The organism is Streptomyces sp. NPDC050147 (assembly GCF_040660195.1).
GTDB lineage: Bacteria > Actinomycetota > Actinomycetes > Streptomycetales > Streptomycetaceae > Streptomyces.
In genome coordinates this window covers 146,648-163,815 of sequence record NZ_JBFALJ010000021.1, presented here as the reverse complement: position 1 = coordinate 163,815, position 17,168 = coordinate 146,648, and the positions used below count along the sequence as shown (strand labels likewise).

The following is a 17,168-nucleotide window of genomic DNA, read 5'->3' as shown; positions in this document are numbered from 1 at the left end:
CCAGCCGATGGTCACTTGCTGTCCAGCCGCCCCAGCGCGTGTGCGTCGGCGAGGACGGTCCGGGCCATCTGCCAGTCGGTGTGGTCGATTCCGGTGATGTGGCGTAGGTAGGCGAGGGTGACCTGCTGGACGAGGGCGACGCGACTGGGGTTCTCGTCGGTGGTCTCTGCTGCACGGTAGCCGGAGATGCCGCCGAGGAAGTGCTCGCCGCCGTAGACGGTGAGCAGGCTCTTGTTGCCGCGGCTGAGGGTGTAAGGGTCGCTCGTCCAGGCGGGTCCTCGGGTGGTGAGCGGGAGGTCGTCCTTGTCGCCGGCGACCACCAGTCCGGGGGCGGTGATGTGGGAGAAGTCCTGGTCGCGGAGCCAGGGAAGGTTTTCGTGGGCGAAGGGGGTCAGTTCGTCACCGCCCTTGCCGGCCGTGGCCAGTTGGATGCTGGCCATGACCCGGGAGTCGGACAGGTCGTCGGCGGTGCCGGTCTGGGGGTCGGTGACGCGAAGACCTACGAGGATGCCCGCGGTCTGGCCTCCGAAGGAGTGGCCCGCTGCGACGATGCGGCTGTGGTCGACCCGGCCGGAGAGGCCGGGCACGGATGCCTCCAGCGGCTTGAGCTCATCCAGGATGCGCTTCATGTCCTGCACGCGGTAGCGCCACAGGTGGGGCCTGCGGGAGTCGTCCGCGGCGATGGCGACCCGCTGGGAGTCGAGATGCGTAGCTTGGATCACCACGAAGCCGTGAGAGGCCCAGTGGTCGACCAGCGGTGCGTAGCCGTCCAGGTCGGAGCCGAATCCGTGTGCGAAGAGCACGATCGGCAGGCGTGTGCCAGTGAGCGGTGCGGAAATGCGTACGTGCAGGTCCTGGCCGCGCTGGAGGGCAGGCAGCACGATCGGTTTCGCCGTCACGGTCGGGGTGGGAGCGGGGCCGGTGAGGCCGGTCGTCTGGTGGGTGGTCATGTGCGTACTACTTTCCGGTGCGGTGTGGGTGGCGGGTCAGGTGATCTTGAGGCTTGGATGCGTCCGGTGATGATCCGTTACATATCGGGTGAAAACCCGGGAGTTATGTCAGCTACGCTAAAACTTGACGTCGACGTCAAAGGCAAGCCGTTATGGCGTAGATCACATGGAGCTCGGAATGCGCATTGGGGAACTCGCCCGCCGCACAGGCGTCAGCACCCGGGCCCTGCGGTACTACGAGGAGCAGAACCTGCTCACGGCCGAGCGCAGCAACTCCGGCCAGCGCCACTATCCGGAGACTGCGGTTGCCCGGATTCTCCTGGTCCGGGAGCTGTTCACTGCCGGCCTGTCGAGCAAGATCATCGCCGAGCTCATGCCCTGCGTCATCGACGGCAAGGCCACACCCGAACTCCTCGACCGCCTGGCCGTGGAGCGCGGTCACATCGACCAGCACATCGTCGATCTCACGCACACCCGAGACCGGCTCGACTCGGTCATCACCAGCGCCTCCGCATCCATGGACACCGGGACCCCCTGCCGGCCCGGCCCGGCGTCGACCGCTCCGGCGCAGGTCAGCGGCGCTACCCTCCGTGGCATCAAGAAGCTCGGGAAGGTGGGGGACGGCGTCGTCTAGTGGCCTTCGCGGTGCTCTGGAACAGGGACCAGCTCGCGTTGTCACGAGAACTGGCGAGCTCGCGAACGGCGCCGCTGCGGCGGGTGCGGCGAGCGCATGTCGCCCTGGCCTGCGCACAGCGCACAGCGCACAGGGCACCGCGAACGCCGTCATCGCCCGCATGCTCTCGCTGCACCTGGACTCCGTGCGCCGCTGGCGTAAGCGGCTCACCGCTGAAGAACTCGCAGCTCTGGAGTACCGTCCCCGGCCGGGGCACTCGCGCCGCTACGCTCCGAAGTGCATCCCGTTGGGGCGGGTGAGCCATCCGCGTACCAGGTGCGGTTTTAGGTCGAGGCCTGCCGAGACGGCAACGCCGGTACGCGTGAGCGAGCCGCCTGAGAGCAGGCGCCGACTCCTACGCCGAGGCGAGTTCGACTCCCGCCAGGGGTCGTTGTCGCAGGTATGGGGCGGGGCGATCCGACGGATGCCGAGTGGGGACGGCTGCGGCCGTTCCTCCCGGTGAGCAACGGCCGTTGTGGCCGATGGCGGGATCACCGGCAGGCGATCGACGGGATTCTGGACCGGGCGCGGACCGACGTGCAGTGGCGGGATCTACCCGAGAAGTACGGCCCCTGGAAGACCGTCTGAACACCAGGCCGAGACGCCGTGGCAGAGCCTGCTCGCCCAGCTGGTGGAGGCGGTGCGGGAGATGAGAGCCTGGGCCGCTCGCGGGGCGGGTTCACCAGCAAACAACTCCACCTGAGCGCGGACGCCCGCTGTCGCCCGCTGTCAACTGGTCGTCACCGCCGGACAGTTGGCGGACCGCACCCAGTTCCAGACGGTGCTGGAAAAGATCCGCGTTCCGCGGGGCGGGCCAGGCCAGCCGCGCGCACGAAACCCGACAGCCTCGCGGCCGACAAGGGATACAGCGACAATCCGTGCCGCACATATTGGCGGCGCCGGGGCATCCGGCACACGTTCCCGGAGAAGACCGACAGCCGGGCTGCCCGCCTGCGCAAAGGCTCACGCGCGGCAGACGACCACCCAGCCTCGACGAAGAGCGATACGAGAAGCGCAACACCGTCGAACGAGCGATCAGCAGGCTGAAGCAGTCCCGGGCCGAGTCCCGGGCCGTGGCCACGCGCTACGACAAGCGCCGCTACGTCTCCCTGGGCACCATCACCGCAGCAGCTCTCGTCATCTGGCTCCGCACGTGATCACCCTAATCGCCCTGGTAGTCGGCATGTACATTGTCTCGTCGTGATCGAAAGTGTGGGCGGGCGAGTCGTTGCCGACAGGTACGTGCTCGGCGACCGGTTGGGCAGCGGCGGGATGGGCACGGTGTGGCGTGCCTGGGACCATCTGTTGCAGCGGACGGTGGCTGTCAAGGAACTCCATGCTGTTGGCGGCGGGTATGAGCAGCAGGCGGCGATGCGGCGTGTGCTGTCGGAGGCGCGGGCGATCGCCCGGGTGACGCACGCGCATGTCATCGACATCTACGATCTGGTGGAGTTCGACGGCGGTCTGTGGATCGTCATGGAACTGGTGCCGGGTGGCTCGCTGAGCGAGCGAGTGCGATCGAGCGGGCTCCTGTCACCGGTGGAGACAGCCCGCGTCGGCCTGGAGGTCCTGACCGCGTTGGATGCGGTCCACGCGGCCGGTGCGCTGCACCGTGACGTGAAACCGGCCAACGTGCTTCTGCGTGCCGACGGAAGCAGCGTGCTCACCGACTTCGGTATCGCCGCCCTGTCCGGTCACACAGGTCTCACGGGCCCGGGGGGCGTGGTCGGCTCGGCCGAGTACATGGCCCCGGAACGCCTACGCGATCAACCTGCCGGACCGGCCAGCGACTTGTTCTCCCTCGGCGTCACTCTGTGCTTCCTTGCCTCGGGCCAGACCCCCTTCGCCCGCGGGGACCTCACGGCCACCTCGTTCGCCGTCGCCTTCGAACCGCCCTCCGTCCACGTCCGGGGCCCGCTGGGCGACGTCATCGAGCAGTTGCTGGACAAGGACCCCGCCAAGCGCCCGTCCAGCGCACAGCTCGCAGACGCGCTGCGATCGATAGTCGACGGCGTTCCCCAAACGGTGCAGGCGACACTGCGGCAGCCGGTGCAGCCCGCACGCGCGAACCGGCGCCGCACGTCGGCCGCAGGGGCGAACCGGCACCGCATGGCGATCACAGGGGCGATCGCCGTGGTGGTGCTGCTCTCCGGAGCAGGCGTGACGGCATACATCGTCGGAGACGACTCCGGATCTGGTTCGCCCAATCAAACCAGGCAGACGTCCACCAGTGCCCATGCAGGCTCACGTGTGGATGCGGTGATGCCGGTTCCGGGTGTGCAGGGCAGGTTCTGGGTGTTCTCCGGCAGCGAGTACATGGTCGTCGAGGTGGGTGCGGACCCGGCGGCGGCGCGGCGGGTGAGCGGGCCTGCTCCGATCGCGCAGTGGCGCAAGACGTTCGGCGGCCTGGACCGCTTCACGGACAAGATCGACGCGGTCCTGCCGGTTCCGGGTGACGACCATCGCTTCTGGGTGTTCTCCGGCGATCAGTACCTGCTCGTCCACACCGCGGGCGACCGCTCCGGCAAGGGCCGCCTCCAAGAACCGCGCCCCCTCACCGACTGGAGCAACAGCATCGGTGAGGCCCCGGGCTTCTCGCGTCGTGTGGATGCGGTGATGCCGGTTCCGGGTGTGCGGGGCAAGTTTTGGGTGTTCTCCGGCAGCGAGTACATGGTCGTTGAGGTGGGTGCGGACCCGGCGGCGGCGCGGCGGGTGAGCGGGCCTGCTCCGATCGCGCAGTGGCGCAAGACGTTCGGCGGCCTGGACCGCTTCACGGACAAGGTCGACGCGGTCCTGCCGGTTCCGGGTGACGACCATCGCTTCTGGGTGTTCTCCGGCGATCAGTACCTGCTCGTCCACACCGCGGGCGACCGCTCCGGCAAGGGCCGCCTCCAAGAACCGCGCCCCCTCACCGACTGGCCGTCATTGAGGCCATTTCGAACGGATTGAACCAACCAGGCTGGACACTTGAACGGAACGCGGCGGTCACAACATTGCCGACACGGGAGGAGGGCCAGTCTCCGGGAGTTACCTGACCGCCATCAATGATCGACGGACAACTCCTAGCCGCACTGGCGTTCCCGCCCGTACGGCTACCAGGCGACCCGCAGCGTGTGCAGCCCGTGGACGAAGCTCTCGTCCCGGAAGCGCAGTTCTTCCGTGTTGTCGGGGCGGTGCAGGGCGGGGAACCGCTCGCACAGCAGGCGCAGTACGATCTCCAACTCGGCCCGGGCGAGCGGCTGCCCGAGGCACTGATGTACACCGTGGCCGACAGCGAGATGGGCGCTCGCGTCCCGGCCGATACCGAAGCGGCCCGCGTCCGGGAACACACCCTCGTCGTGATCGGCGGCGACGAGTGAGCGGATGACACCGTCGCCCTCGGCGATCAGTAAGCCGCCGATCGTGACGTCGCGGGTCGCCACGCGCGCCGTGCCGTGCCGTGCTGGACGATCGTGAGAATCCGCAGGAGTTCGTCGACCGAGGACGGGATCAGGGCCGGGTCCGCGCGCAGCGCCGCGAACTGCTCTGGATGCCGCAGCAGCATCGCGCAGGCCAGCCCGATCATGTTCGAGGTCGTGTCGAGCCCCGCCGCGATGAGCAGTTGCGCCACGGCCACCAGTTCACCGTGGTCCAGCGTGCCGGTGGCGAGATGTCCCGGCTCTCCATCGACGAGGCGATAACCCCCACCGCCTGGACGCGATCGCGGCGCCCACGAACCCGCCCGCGTGGACGGCGCCCGCGGCCACAACGACGTCATCCCCTCCTCCACGCTGGCAGCCGTCGCCGGATACCCCTCCCGCTCGGTGCCCGCCGCTTCCGTGAACGAAATGCCGGTCGGCCTGCTTCTGATGGCCGGTGACCACCAGGACGCCAAGCTGCTCTGTCTCTGGGGGTCGCGGTGGAGCACCGGTTGAAGGCCTGGCGAGCACCCCGCTACCTGCCGACGATCGCGGCCGCCAGCGCGCCACGGTGAACACGGGGCCAGGCCGAACCGCCGGCGTCAGCTCGACGTAGCTCGGCGCAGTCCCACCGGGTCGAGCGTGAGGTACAGGCCGGCCGATGCCTGCTCGGGCCGCGTGGGCAGGGGGACCATGTGGCTGGTGCCATGGCCGCCCAGACCCTGGGCGCGGTGTCCGTGGAGGGGGCGGGCGAGCCTGTCGAAGAGCTGTGTGACGGCGTCGTTCTGAGCGTCGCCGAGGTCCTCGGTGCCGGTCACGATGTTCAGGAACGACTCGTGCAGCCGCAAGTCCTGCTGGTCGCGGTGGCTGAGGGACTGGGCCCTGCGGAAGTAGACGTCGCGGCCGTCGTGGATGCGGTAGAAGGCGCCGACGAGGATCAGCAGGCGTTCGTAGGCGTGCCGGTAGGCGGTGCGGTAGAAGTGCTGGGCCGACATTTCGTCGAACTCTCCACGCAGGACACTGCCGATGGCGGCGGCGGAGAGCAGGCCGCTGTACATGGCCAGGTGGACCCCCGTGGACAGCAGTGGGTCCAGGAAGCAGGCGGCGTCCCCGGCCAGGTAGTACCCAGGGCCGCAGAACTCCTCGGCCACGTACGAATAGTCGCTCTCCACCTGGAGCCCGGAGACCCGCTTCGCGCCGTCCAGCATGCGGCCCAGGAGCGGACACTGGGTGAGTGCCTCCTCGTAGAGGCCGTCGAGGGAGCCGTTCTGCTCTCTGGCCCGATTGAAGGAGTGCTTGTCCGTCACCAGGCCGACGCTGAGGGTGCCGTCGTGGAGAGGAATGGCCCAGAACCATCCGTGCTCGGGCAGGGAGAAGACACCGATCGCGCCTTCGGGCGTCCCCTCGAGGGGCGAGGCGCCGCGCCAGTACGACCAGACGGCGACGTTGCGGAAGACGTCGTGGAAGCGGCGCGTGCGCAACTGTCGTGCGGACAGGAGTCCCGCCCGGCCGGAGGCGTCGACGAGGCACTCGAAGCGTGTCTGCCCGTCACGGCGGCCGTCCCGGGAGGTCCATTCCGCCGAGGTCGCACGCTCGCCGTCGAAGCCCACGCGGCGTACCCGTGTCTCCTCGCGTACGTTGACTCCCTGCTCACGGGCGTGTTCCAGCAGCAGGTGGTCGAACTCGGAGCGGATGACCTGGAAGCTGTAGGCGGCGGGGCGGTCGGGAGTGTCGAACTGCAGTTGCCACTCCTGCCCGCTCCAGCCGTAGAAGGCTCCGGTCTTGCGGGTGAAGCCGTGGAGCTCGACCGCTTCACGGGCACCCATCACGTCCAGGACGGGCAACAGGGAGGGCAGTAAGGACTCTCCGATGTGGTAGCGGGGGAAGCGGTCACGCTCCAGCAGGGTCACTTCGAAGCCCTGCCGGGCCAGCAGTGTGGCCGCGGTGGTGCCCGCCGGTCCGCCTCCGGTGACAAGTACCTGTATCCGTTCGTTCACGCTCAGCCCCTCGCCTTGTAGAGATTCCGCGCCAAGAACGCCAAGAACAGCAGGACAGCGGAACAGCAGGACAGCAGGACAGCAAGAACGCCAGGACGTGCCGTGCGGCGTGCGTGCCCGGAATTGCCCTGTACCGCCGTTTGCACCGGTGACAGCATGGTCCCCCTGTCCCTGTCCCATAGAGACGGACCCGTCGCCGACGCGCAAGACCACTTCTTGCCGCCGCAGAACGCGGAAGGACCTGCGTGCTGAAGGCATCAGAACGTCTGACGGTGGGACTGGAGGAGGAGTACCTGCTGGTCGACCCTGTGTCGCGCAAACTCAGGCCGCAGAGCGAGAAGGTGGTGGGCGGGGCGTGGCCCGAACTCGGTGACCGGGTGGGGACCGAGCTGACGCGTTATCAGGTCGAGGCGCGCACCGACGCGCACACGGAGTTGCCCGCCCTGGCGGATCAGGTACGTGCCATGCGGACCGCGGTCGCCCGCGCCGCCGAACGTCAGGGAATCCACGCCATCTCCAGCGGAACACCTGTCCTGGACGAGCCCGCACCCCCTCCCATCGTCCAGAAGGCGCGCTACACGCAGAGCATCGCGGACTTCCGCGCCCTGGGTGACGAACAGACCGTCTGCGCCTGCCACATCCACATCGGCATGCCGGACCCGACCCATGTACTCCAGGTCAGCAACCACCTGCGGCCCTGGCTTCCGACGCTCCTCGCCCTGCTGGCGAATTCGCCGTACTGGGCCGGAAGGGACACCGGATACGCGAGCTGGCGCACGATGGCCTGGGCACGGTGGCCGGTGGCAGGCCCACCGCCGTACTTCGAATCCCCCGCCCACTACGACGACCTCGTCGGCCACTGCATCGCCACCGGCGCGATCATGGACCACGGTGGCCTGTACTGGGACATCAGACCCTCTCATCATGTGCCCACACTGGAGGTCAGGGTCGCCGACGCGGCGTACGCCACTGAGGACACCGTCCTGCTGGCCGCTGTCGTACGTGCGCTTGCGGCGACCGCACTCCAAGCGGTGGCTGCCCGTGAGCGGGCGCCACGGCCCGAGCCGGAAATACTGCGGGCCGCTTGCTGGCGCGCGGCACGCGACGGCCTGAGAGGCAAGAGCGTCGACCTCACCACCGGCCGCCTCGTACCGGCCTGGAGACAGGCCGAGCACATGCTGTCCTGGATCCGCCCGGCCCTGCTGCAGCACGGCGACTTGGAGACGGTCCGGTCCAACTACGTACGCCTGCGCACCGTCGGAAACGGCGCCGACCGCCAACGCGCCGCGTACCGGCGCCGGTCAAGCCTGCAGGATGTGGTCGACGACCTGATCTCCGGCGTCAGCGCTACGGCCGACCCCACATGACCCACGCACGCACTCACGAGGCACGACGACGACACCCTTGAACCCAACGCAGAAATCCCCGATGGCGCTTGCGGCTCGGGTCAGGCCGAGCAAGGCGGCGAAGGCGCCGGGACGGTGCATGTGCGCTCTCTCCTGATGGCGAAGGGGCCAAGGGGCGCGGGGTGTTTGGGCTTGAGCCGATCCAGCCTCGCGATGGCTCGCCGCCGTCACAGCGGCCTCTCTCCCAATTCCGAACTGGCACGCGAAGTGACGCTCGGTGAGGCGACAGTGAAGACCCACGTGGTTCGGATCTTCGCCAAACTGACCCCTGGGCATCGCCTACTCGGCCGCGGCGCGGATACTGCCCCGGCTGCTCGGGGGAGCGCATCGCCGACCTTCAAAGACACGTGGATGGCAGAACACGGGTTCCTGCCGTCGACAGCCTGAACAGACGAACTCCCCGACTCCGCATCGCCAGAACGACGAAGCTCCTGGTAGACGGGGTGTCGATCAAGATCGACCGTCGTGCCGGGAGCCTCGTGTGCTTGTCTACCCGTCGGCCATTGACCTGTCCACCGCACGCCTGCGCCACTCCCCGAGCCGGGAGTTGGCGGCACGACGCCGGGAGATCGGCAGCCGGTGGCGACGGCTGACTCCCAGGCGCCGGGGTCGAGCCGACCGGAGTGGCGTTGATCCGCCCCCATGCCGTCGTGGCCTGGCGCGCCAAGAAGGCCGCGGACGATCCGGAAAGCGAACTGACGGCAGCGCTCACCGCGATAATCGCGCGCTGACGGCTACTCCTCGGCCCTCTCGGAAAGTGCCGAAATGCTCGCCCTCACCCGTGCCCGCGTCCCCGACGCCCGCCTGATGCAGGCCCTGTTTCCGCCCCTGCCCTTCGCCACCGGTGCCTTCGACCGGCTGGTGACCGCCAACTTCTACGGCCTGCTCCGCCCGGCCGAACGCGCCCTGTTCCTCACCGAGGCCCGCCGCGTCGCCCGCGAACTCCTCGTGATCGACCTGCGCAGCGACAGCGGCACCCACCAGGAGCGGCACGAGGTACGCACTGTGGAACAGGACACCTACTCCATCTACCGGCGCCGCTTTACCCCGCAGAGCTTGAGCACTGAGCTGGACGGCGAGGTCATCTACGGCGGGCGGTACTTCCTGGTGGTACAAGTCTGAGCGGGCCGAACGCCGTCCAAGGACCGTGCGGATCCTGAACAGCGCCGGACCGCATCAGATCACTAGGAGGGCCACCGACCGGGCGGGCTCCCGGCCGATGCGGCACCAACCGGCTGTCGGCGATCCCGTTCACCGACGGCCCCCACAACCGCGCTCCTGGCAGCCGGGATCCAGTTGGGGGTGCTCAGAGGGCGCCGGGGGCGGTGGCGGCCGCGGCGTGTTCGGCGGCGGGCTGGGGCTTCGACGTCGGCGGCATCCGAGCCGGGGGGCCGGTTCCTGCCCCAGCCGCGATGGACGACCAGCAGCTGGTCCCTGGTGCCGTTTTGTCCCGGTAGACGACGGCGGCCGGCCCGGCGCCGCTGAGGTGGTTGGGAAACTGCACGTCCGCGGTCCATGCCTGGCCGGGCAGGAACTTGGTCCAGTACAGGTTCTGGTCGCCAGAGTGTTGCCGCGGTGGATGCATACAGCGCCTCGCCGAACACCGGCCAGCGCTGGCCCTTCCAGGCTGCGGTGGGCGGCGAACTGGCGGTCGGGCTCCGTCCGGGCTGGTGCGGGACTGTCCAATTGACGGTTTGATGGGGCGCCCTCCAGGTTCTGGACGCACATTTGTGACTGCCACGGGGACCTCAGGAGTTGATAGAGCCGGGACAGTGTGGCGAGTGTCGCGGGGTGGTTTTGGCCGGGCCGTCAGCGTCAGCGGGCACGGGTGGTCATGAGCAGGTGGCGGGGGTGGGCGATTCCGTCGATGGCTGTTTTGACCTTCTTGTCTGGTACCGGGTCGAGGGTCCATTGGGCGGCGACGGTTGCCAGGACGATACGCAGCTCGTTCCATGCGAACGCCTCGCCGGCGCATTTGCGGTTGCCGGCGCTGAACGGGAGAAAGGAGCAGCGGGGAAGGGGTGGGGGACTGGGCAGCCATCGGTCCGGGTCCAGGCGTTGCGGGTCGGGGAAGAGGTGGGGGTCTCGGTGCAGTGTGGTGGGACTGTAGATGACCTCGGCGCCCGCGGGGATTCGTACGCTGTCCAGGTCCACATCATCCTCGGCGCGGCGCATGAGCAGCCAGTTGGGGTGATGCAAGCGCAGGATCTCGTTGAGTAGGGCGGCGGTGAACCGCAGGCGGGGCAGGTCGTCGGTGGTCGGTGGGCGGCCGGCCAGGGTTTGGTCGACCTCAGCGTGGAGGCGCTGGCGCAGTTGAGGGTGGCGGCCGAGTTCGTGGTAGGTCCAAGCCAGCGTGGTGGCGGAGGTCTCGATGCCGGCGATCAACAAGGTAATGATTTCGTCCACTGCCTCCTGGTCGGTCATGGAGTGGTCAGCCGGGTCGCGGGCGGCCAGCAGCATGGAGACGAGGTCGTCTCGATCACTGCTGGCGTGGCGGTACTGGGCGACCAGGTACAAGGTGGTGCGGCGTAGGTCGGCGGCTATGGCGTCGAAGCGGCGGTTGCTGGGGGTGTAGATACGGGTGAGGGCGGTGGGCAGGAGGGTGCGGTGGCCGACGCCGGTCACGAACCGCGGCAGACAGCGTTCGACCAATTCGGCAAGGGGTTTGACCTCGTCGGTGGCGAACAGGGTCTTCACGATGATCGCGGTGGCCAGCGCGCGGGTTTCGTGCTCGACGTCGATGGTCTGCTCGTCGCGCCACTGCTTTACGTGGCGGGCGGCGGCTTGGGCCATGCGTGCGGTGAGGCGGTTGATGGCGTCGCGATGGAAGGCAGGCTGGAGGAGACGGCGTTGGCGTTTGTGGAACGGGCCGGAGGAGCACAGCAGACCGTTCCCCATGTAGGGGCGGGCACGGTCGAACAGCAGTCCTTTGGAGAATTTGTCGGCGTGCTGGACCAGCAGGCCGTAGATGAGGTCGGGGGAGTTGAGGACGTAGGCGGGTTTGCGTCCGAGGTGGATGAGCACGGCGTCGCCGTGGGTGCGCAATTCCTGCAGGTAATCGACCCGGCGCAGGGCCAGCCAGGGAGCGTGGCCGAGCAGGGGTAGGCGGCCGGGCGCGGCGCGCAGGGCCGGAGTGTTGGGGGCTGCGGACGTCATGAGGTCACCGCTTAATCGAGGAGCGGGTCGAGGTGGCCAGGCTGGTCGGGGGGCGGGCTGCCGCCGGTCCGGTAACGGATCGTGGCGGTCATCCAGTCGTTGTGGCCACGCAGCCAGTCACCAAGGCCAGTCATGTACCGGCCCACATATCGCAGTTGCATGTCGCTGAGCCCGAGCTCGTGGAGCATGTTGGGAACTTGGGCCCGCAACTGTAGGAAGCGACGGACCCGCTCAGCGACCATGGCTTTGATTTCCTCGGTAGCCTGCGCCACCGAGTAACGGCGCTCCCGGCACAGCACTGTCACGAGGTTGTAGACGTCACCGCGGGCGGTTTCCTTCTCATAGGAGTACACGTCGTTGCACATGAACGGGACGTCGGCGGCGATCTGACGCATAAGCTGCAGCTCGGGGCTGTGGAAGGCGATCGGGGGTACCTCGATCCGGTTGAGCCGCTCCACCATGTCGGTAACCGACTCCGTGGCGGCAGAGCTGCGGCGGATCGTCAAATAGTCGTCCATCGTCGGTACGACCCCGGCGCACCGTTTGACGGCCTCATGGGGGTAGGAGGCGAAGTACCGCTCCCAGTCGTGTGCCGTTCTGGTGACCCAGGAACGGGACATGCCCTCCCTGCTGCGCGCCCACAAGTCGGCGAAAGCTGTGGCCACTGGCGAGCGTGGCGCGGCGGCGGGGTCTTGCTGGGCGATGTCGATGAGTTCCTGGCAGACGGCCGCGACGCTCGCGGGATCCTGCCCCTGCGGTCCGTCGAATTGGTCGTCAAACAGGAAGTAGAAGCTCTTCGCGTCGACCGTCAGCGCGAGATCGTCCACCTTGCACTCGGGCCAGCACCGGGCGGCCAGGTCAGCCAATTCCCACGACCGGTACAGCGCCACGGCCTTGGAATCAACGAGCATTCTGTGATGGCGCAGCCATTCCAGATTGTGCCGCTCGGCCTGGTCATGGTGGGGGTTGTAGCGGGCCGGTAAGGGGATGTCGAAATCCACGTCCTGCGGCAAGGCTGCTCCCGAAAGCCACGATGAGATATATCAGCAGGTCTACCCTTACTCGTGGTCGCTGATACCCAGACCGACGGCCACCGCTGCCAGGGAGGGGGGACGGGAAAGCGCGTCCGGCCGCGCTTCCATAGCGTGTCAGTCCGATGCCGTATTGGGCGTTGCGGAGCCCTACGTAGCCATCACGGAAGAGCGGTCACAGACCCCTTGTCACAGCGGCGGCCACGACGAGGGTTGCCGCCGTCGGCTCCCTCATGCGCAACCGCCTGCAACAGCGGCAAGTGGGGTTCGCCGAATGGGTAATCTCGCGGACCAAGGGTTGAGGGCGCCTCCCTCACAGAGACGGTTCAAGGCGGCTACTCAGCCTTCAGGACGCTGTCGACATCCCTCGCCCCGCCGAGTCTGCATCCGGCGGCCGGATGATCCGCACGCCCCGGCGCCAGCCAGACCATGATCAATCTCAGCGGCACTCTCTATACCGCAACTACTCACACCCGGATTCGAGACGGGCGATCCGCGTGCTGAGTTCCGCGACATCGGCGGGTGCGGGTTCGGTGGGCTAGATCCATGCCGAGCCGGAGAGGACGACACAAGTCCACATGACCCAACGGCAGAGGTGCGCGGGACCGGTCCCGGCTCGGGGATATCGGCCGCAGGGTTTCGGGTTCGAGTCCCAGGGTGGGCACAGAGACAGCGGTTGCGCCCGGGCCCCATCGGGAGCCCAGGCTCATTGGATGGTGATGGTGCTCAGCCCTGGAGTTCACCCGCTGCAACACCGCTGTGCGATGAACGCCTGCGCCGCGTCCTGCAGAGTGACGGCCTCATGGGCCCCGGCGAGAAGCACAAGGGCGCCCGCCGGTGGCCGCCAGCACCAGGATCCGCTGCCTGCCCATGCCAAAGCCCGGCCTCCTCTGTCGCGCAGCTGAAGGAACGCCGCGCGGACGGCCCGGGTGCCGACCTTCAGGGCCGTCCGGGCGTGGGGGACGGCTGCGACCAAGGCGGCCTCAGTTGCGAAGAGTTCGCGGGTTCTCAGGCCGCGCGGGCTGCCATGGCGCCGGTGTGCCTGGACCTAGGCGTGGGCGTCAGCCGTCAGCATGGCGTCGACCATCATGTCCGGGGTGACCGGGAACGGCAGCCTGAACTGGGAGGCGGCGTACGGAAAGGACCATGTCATCTGCATCCCGCACACCATGAGATACAGGCAACGCTCCCATCTCGTCGGCAACTTCACTGAAGATCACCTGACGAGCCGAAGTCAGTAGTCCCACCGCCGTGGTCTGGGTAAGCCGGGAGTCAGAGGGCCCCGTACGCGGCAAGGAAGACTCGGACTGCTTCATCCGCGTAGTGGTCGAGCTCGGCCGTGGTGAATGCGGTGTCGCTGCCGTGGAACATGGCCTGGTTGAGCGGGATCGACAGGATCAGCCAGTTGAAGTGCTGGGCGGCGAGCAGCGGGTCGGGGGCCCTCAACCGCCCTTGTTGTGCGAGCTGTTGGATCTCCGCGGCCAGCGAGGCGTGGCCGCGCTCGGGTCCACTGTCGTACCAGGTGCGGGCCAGCTCGGGGAAGCGATCGGCCTCCGCGATGATCAGGCGCCGCAGCCGGATCAGGTGCGGCTGCGTGACATGGACGATGTGCTGCCGGGCGAACCGGTGCAGGTCCGCCTTGAGGTCCTGGCTCTCGGACAGCGCCGTAACCATGTCGCGGGTGAGTGCCTCGGTGGCGGCGATGTCGGTGGTGATGATGGCTGTGAACAGGCTCTTCTTGTCGGTGAAGTGCTTGTAGACGGTCTGCTTGGACACTGCGGCCAGCGCGGCGACCTGGTCCATGCCCGCCCCTCCGTACCCGTCGCGGAGGAACACTGTGCGGGCCGCGTCGATGATCGCCGCGCGCTTCTGGGCGGAGCGGCCCACCGGCTCGCGGCTTGACTGCCGCCCGGACCTCGCTGGCCTGTCCTGCTTGGATACGGCCTCGGCCACGCTGTCTCCTCTTTGTAGAGCCCCCTGTTCGCACCACTTCCAGAGTACTGGACGGCCCAGTACTCTAAATGAAGTACTGGACAGTCTAGTTCTAAGGTGAGAAGTATGGGGAACGAAGAGCGGGTGACGTCCGCCGACGGTACCTCGATCGCCTTCGAGCGCCGCGGCGACGGGGCACCACTGATCTTGATCGCTGCGGCGTTGCAGGGGCGGGCGGCATACCGCCCGCTGGCCGAACAACTGTCGCGCCACTTCACGGTCTTCATCTACGACCGCAGAGGCCGGGGCGAGAGCGGAGACACCGTGCCGTACGCGGTCGAGCGTGAGATCGACGACCTGCGTGCCCTCATGGTCGAGGCCGGCGGGACGGCGTCGTTGTACGGGCACTCCTCGGGGGCGGCTCTCGTCCTGCACGCGGCCGCGCGCAGACTGTCCCTCGACAACATCGTGCTGCACGAGCCCCCGTTCGGGTCGGGCAGCGCGGCAGAGCAGCGGGCGGAGCGGAAAGAGGCCGAGAAGATCGAGGCACTCCTGTCCCAGGGGCGGCGCGGTGAGGCGATCGAGCTATTCCTGGCCCCGATGGGCCTGCCGCCCGAGGTGCTCGCGCACATGAGTCAGGACCCGGCGATGCTGGCGAACAGCCCCACGCTTTTGCACGACCCCTTCGAGGTGATGAGTGCGCACAGCCGGGGCGGCAGGTCTCCCACTGAGCAGGCGGGCAGCGTGAGTTGCTCTGCACTGGTCCTGGCGGGTGGGGCAAGTCCCGAGTGGATGATCGACGCCGCCAGGACCATCGCGGACGCGCTGCCTGCCGGACACTTCCGTCTCCTGGAAGGGCAGGAGCACGTGGTGTCACCGGAGATCCTCGCACCGGTGCTGACCGAGTTCCTGGTCCCCTGATCTGGTTCCCTGCCGCCCTCCCCGACAGGCGCGGGGCTCGGTCGCCCCGGCCTCGAGGCAGTTCCGCGCCCTGACCGGGCTCGGGGCACGGGGCTTCTTGAGCTAAATTCTGTCTCTTTGGTCAGGATCGGGCCCAGATGAGGACGCCCGCGAGGTGCAGGGCTGCCTGATGGGCAATCACGAGTTTGTCGCCGGACCGGGCGTGCGCGCCCCGGTCCGGCGGTGTGCACGGGTCAGCGGGTGCCGGAGGCCTCGAAGCCGTAGTGGAAGTAGCCCTTGCCGTCGTTCACCCAGTTGATCTTGATGGCGCTGTCGGTGTAGAAGCGGCCGCTACCGACCTTCTTCTTCGTCGTCGACGTGGTGAAGGTGCCGTTGCCGCTGCCGTTCATCCGCTGGAAGTCATCTCGGACGTTGTAGGTCTTCGTCCCCAGCAGGGTGTCGGCGCCCGCATCGGAGCGCTTGACGTACAGCGGCATCGTCGCGCCGGTCATGGTGTTGCCGATGTCGCCGCCGGCGTAGGTCGGCGGGAAGTCGAAGGACATCGTCGCCTTGGCGTAGACGTAGCTGCCGGAGCGGGCCACACAGTTCTTGACCTTGATGTCGATGTTGTCCGGCGCGGGGCCGGAGTAGCTGCGGTCGTCGATCGAGCGGGAGCTGGTGTTGCACTTCCAGCTCAGGGCGGAGGCGGGAGAGGCCATGGCCGTCAGCACGGTGGCGGCGGTCGCGCCGACCAGCGCGAAGGAGACGGCCTTACGGCCCGTGGGCGAAAGCCGCACAGAAGGTATACGACGTACGTTCATCAAGCTGGATTCCCTCGTTAGACAGGGGGCGACAACTGGTCGGCGTCGCGCCCCTTGATGCAGGTGAGCGGATGTTCGTGTGAAGGCTGGTCTCCTGGTTTTCTTCAGGGGGCCATCACCCGCCACGCAGCTATCGTGACGTGGCCCGCCAACAACCCGCCAACATGAACCCAACTGCGTCTGCGAGCGGGTGGACGTGTTGATCTGCGGTGATAGGGAGCACCACCTACCGCGACGCCCATGGGGCCCGTTGGCGGGCTGTTCCTGCGGGTCATCGGACACCTTCCGAGGCCAGGTAGGCGAGGCTCTGCGTCATCGCGCCGGACATGTCGGTCGCGCATCGTTGAGGCCTACAGCTGGACGGCGAGCGGCGGAGTGATGGTCAAGCCGGTGGGTGCTCGGGTCGGGGGCGGTAGACCGGTCGGAGGGGCGGCCGCCGACCGTGGGAGGGCGGTTGGCGGCGGGGCGCGGGCGGTGGCCGGGCGGGGTCAGGCCGGGGCGTCCCCGAAGTCCCGGACGTCCAGCTGCCGCGCGCTGAGCAAGGTCCGTCGCCGGGACACGACCGAGGCGATCATCGGCGTCATCACCGGCACACCGAGCCACCCCCGAAGCCTGGTCCTGGGCCGCCTCGACCCGCACGGAAACCTGAGCCCCGTCGGGCGCAGCACACCGCTACGGGCCGACGCCGTACGACAGCTGACCGGACAACTCACGGCGGCCGGACCCGACCACCCCTGGAAAGGCCTCTGGTTCACCGCCTCCTGGGGATCACGGACGCCGTCGAATGTCGTCCTGGTGGAGCCCGACCTGGCCGCCGAGATCACCGTCGACACCGCCAGCGAGCGGGGGCCTGGCGGCATCCAGTGCGCTTCGCCCGGATCCGAGCGGAGTTGCATCCGATGCA

Annotated in this window: 14 protein-coding genes and 6 pseudogenes; 11 read left to right on the top strand and 9 right to left on the bottom strand. The window is 68.1% G+C overall.

The features are described from left to right. Positions 1-11: 11 nt before the first annotated feature. Positions 12-950 (bottom strand): chlorophyllase, encoded by a 939-nt coding sequence (locus tag AB0I94_RS28795; RefSeq protein ID WP_363312603.1) that lies wholly within the window; start codon positions 948-950, stop codon positions 12-14. A 178-nt stretch (positions 951-1,128) separates the two neighbouring features. Between AB0I94_RS28795 and AB0I94_RS28790 the strand changes: the two are divergent. The 4 genes and pseudogenes from AB0I94_RS28790 to AB0I94_RS28775 form a co-directional block, all read left to right on the top strand. Continuing rightward, positions 1,129-1,479: pseudogene (locus tag AB0I94_RS28790) on the top strand (MerR family transcriptional regulator); the annotation flags it as partial. A 61-nt stretch (positions 1,480-1,540) separates the two neighbouring features. Continuing rightward, complete coding sequence (locus AB0I94_RS28785; RefSeq protein ID WP_363312602.1) at positions 1,541-2,086, top strand: helix-turn-helix domain-containing protein; 546 nt, start codon at positions 1,541-1,543, stop codon at positions 2,084-2,086. After that, a pseudogene (locus AB0I94_RS28780) lies at positions 2,026-2,780 on the top strand (IS5 family transposase). Before AB0I94_RS28785 ends, AB0I94_RS28780 begins: the two are co-directional and overlap by 61 nt. A 43-nt stretch (positions 2,781-2,823) precedes the next feature. After that, the gene (locus tag AB0I94_RS28775; protein ID WP_363312601.1) at positions 2,824-4,572 is read left to right on the top strand and encodes a protein kinase; all 1,749 of its coding nucleotides are present in this window, start codon (positions 2,824-2,826) and stop codon (positions 4,570-4,572) included. Positions 4,573-4,715: 143 nt separating this feature from the next. Here the strand turns inward: AB0I94_RS28775 and AB0I94_RS28770 are convergent, their stop codons facing one another. Both AB0I94_RS28770 and AB0I94_RS28765 read right to left on the bottom strand, forming a co-directional pair. Next, a complete protein-coding gene (locus tag AB0I94_RS28770; RefSeq protein WP_363312600.1) occupies positions 4,716-5,045 on the bottom strand; it encodes a cytochrome P450 in 330 nt (109 codons plus the stop codon). Next, the gene (locus AB0I94_RS28765) at positions 5,009-5,239 is read right to left on the bottom strand and encodes a hypothetical protein (protein WP_363312599.1); all 231 of its coding nucleotides are present in this window, start codon (positions 5,237-5,239) and stop codon (positions 5,009-5,011) included. Before AB0I94_RS28765 ends, AB0I94_RS28770 begins: the two co-directional genes overlap by 37 nt. A 68-nt stretch (positions 5,240-5,307) precedes the next feature. Between AB0I94_RS28765 and AB0I94_RS28760 the strand changes: the two are divergent. Further along, a pseudogene (locus AB0I94_RS28760) lies at positions 5,308-5,596 on the top strand (amidase); the annotation flags it as partial. Between the two features lie 27 nt (positions 5,597-5,623). Here the strand turns inward: AB0I94_RS28760 and AB0I94_RS28755 are convergent. Then, positions 5,624-7,018 carry an NAD(P)/FAD-dependent oxidoreductase gene (locus AB0I94_RS28755; protein ID WP_363312598.1) on the bottom strand — a complete coding sequence of 465 codons (1,395 nt, stop codon included), beginning with the start codon at positions 7,016-7,018 and terminating at the stop codon, positions 5,624-5,626. A gap of 245 nt (positions 7,019-7,263) precedes the next feature. Between AB0I94_RS28755 and AB0I94_RS28750 the strand changes: the two genes are divergently transcribed. From AB0I94_RS28750 to AB0I94_RS28730, 5 genes and pseudogenes are all read left to right on the top strand, one after another. Beyond that, positions 7,264-8,385, top strand: a complete 1,122-nt coding sequence (locus AB0I94_RS28750) for a glutamate--cysteine ligase (RefSeq protein WP_363312597.1) — start codon at positions 7,264-7,266, stop codon at positions 8,383-8,385. A gap of 213 nt (positions 8,386-8,598) precedes the next feature. Further along, positions 8,599-8,688, top strand: a pseudogene (locus AB0I94_RS28745) (DNA-binding response regulator); the annotation flags it as partial. A 217-nt stretch (positions 8,689-8,905) separates the two neighbouring features. Further along, positions 8,906-9,031: pseudogene (locus AB0I94_RS28740) on the top strand (IS5/IS1182 family transposase); the annotation flags it as partial. A 13-nt stretch (positions 9,032-9,044) separates the two neighbouring features. Beyond that, positions 9,045-9,155: pseudogene (locus AB0I94_RS28735) on the top strand (hypothetical protein); the annotation flags it as partial. A gap of 34 nt (positions 9,156-9,189) precedes the next feature. After that, the gene (locus tag AB0I94_RS28730; protein WP_363312596.1) at positions 9,190-9,546 is read left to right on the top strand and encodes a class I SAM-dependent methyltransferase; all 357 of its coding nucleotides are present in this window, start codon (positions 9,190-9,192) and stop codon (positions 9,544-9,546) included. A 184-nt stretch (positions 9,547-9,730) separates the two neighbouring features. Here AB0I94_RS28730 and AB0I94_RS28725 read toward each other — a convergent pair whose 3' ends face one another. The 4 genes from AB0I94_RS28725 to AB0I94_RS28710 all read right to left on the bottom strand — a co-directional run bounded on the left by AB0I94_RS28725 (position 9,731) and on the right by AB0I94_RS28710 (position 14,564). Then, entirely contained in the window at positions 9,731-10,009 is a 279-nt protein-coding gene (locus AB0I94_RS28725; protein WP_363312595.1) for a hypothetical protein, read from the bottom strand. 230 nt (positions 10,010-10,239) lie between these two features. Then, positions 10,240-11,580 carry a cytochrome P450 gene (locus tag AB0I94_RS28720; protein WP_363312594.1) on the bottom strand — a complete coding sequence of 447 codons (1,341 nt, stop codon included), beginning with the start codon at positions 11,578-11,580 and terminating at the stop codon, positions 10,240-10,242. Between the two features lie 11 nt (positions 11,581-11,591). After that, positions 11,592-12,593, bottom strand: coding sequence for a terpene cyclase (locus AB0I94_RS28715; RefSeq protein WP_363312593.1), 1,002 nt, complete (start codon positions 12,591-12,593; stop codon positions 11,592-11,594). 1,290 nt (positions 12,594-13,883) lie between these two features. Then, the gene (locus AB0I94_RS28710) at positions 13,884-14,564 is read right to left on the bottom strand and encodes a TetR/AcrR family transcriptional regulator (RefSeq protein WP_363312592.1); all 681 of its coding nucleotides are present in this window, start codon (positions 14,562-14,564) and stop codon (positions 13,884-13,886) included. Positions 14,565-14,669: 105 nt separating this feature from the next. Here AB0I94_RS28710 and AB0I94_RS28705 point away from each other — a divergent pair, with 105 nt between their 5' ends. Continuing rightward, positions 14,670-15,464, top strand: a complete 795-nt coding sequence (locus AB0I94_RS28705; RefSeq protein WP_363312591.1) for an alpha/beta hydrolase — start codon at positions 14,670-14,672, stop codon at positions 15,462-15,464. Positions 15,465-15,697: 233 nt separating this feature from the next. Here the strand turns inward: AB0I94_RS28705 and AB0I94_RS28700 are convergent, their stop codons facing one another. Beyond that, entirely contained in the window at positions 15,698-16,264 is a 567-nt protein-coding gene (locus AB0I94_RS28700; RefSeq protein ID WP_363312590.1) for a hypothetical protein, read from the bottom strand. Positions 16,265-17,168 lie beyond the last annotated feature (904 nt).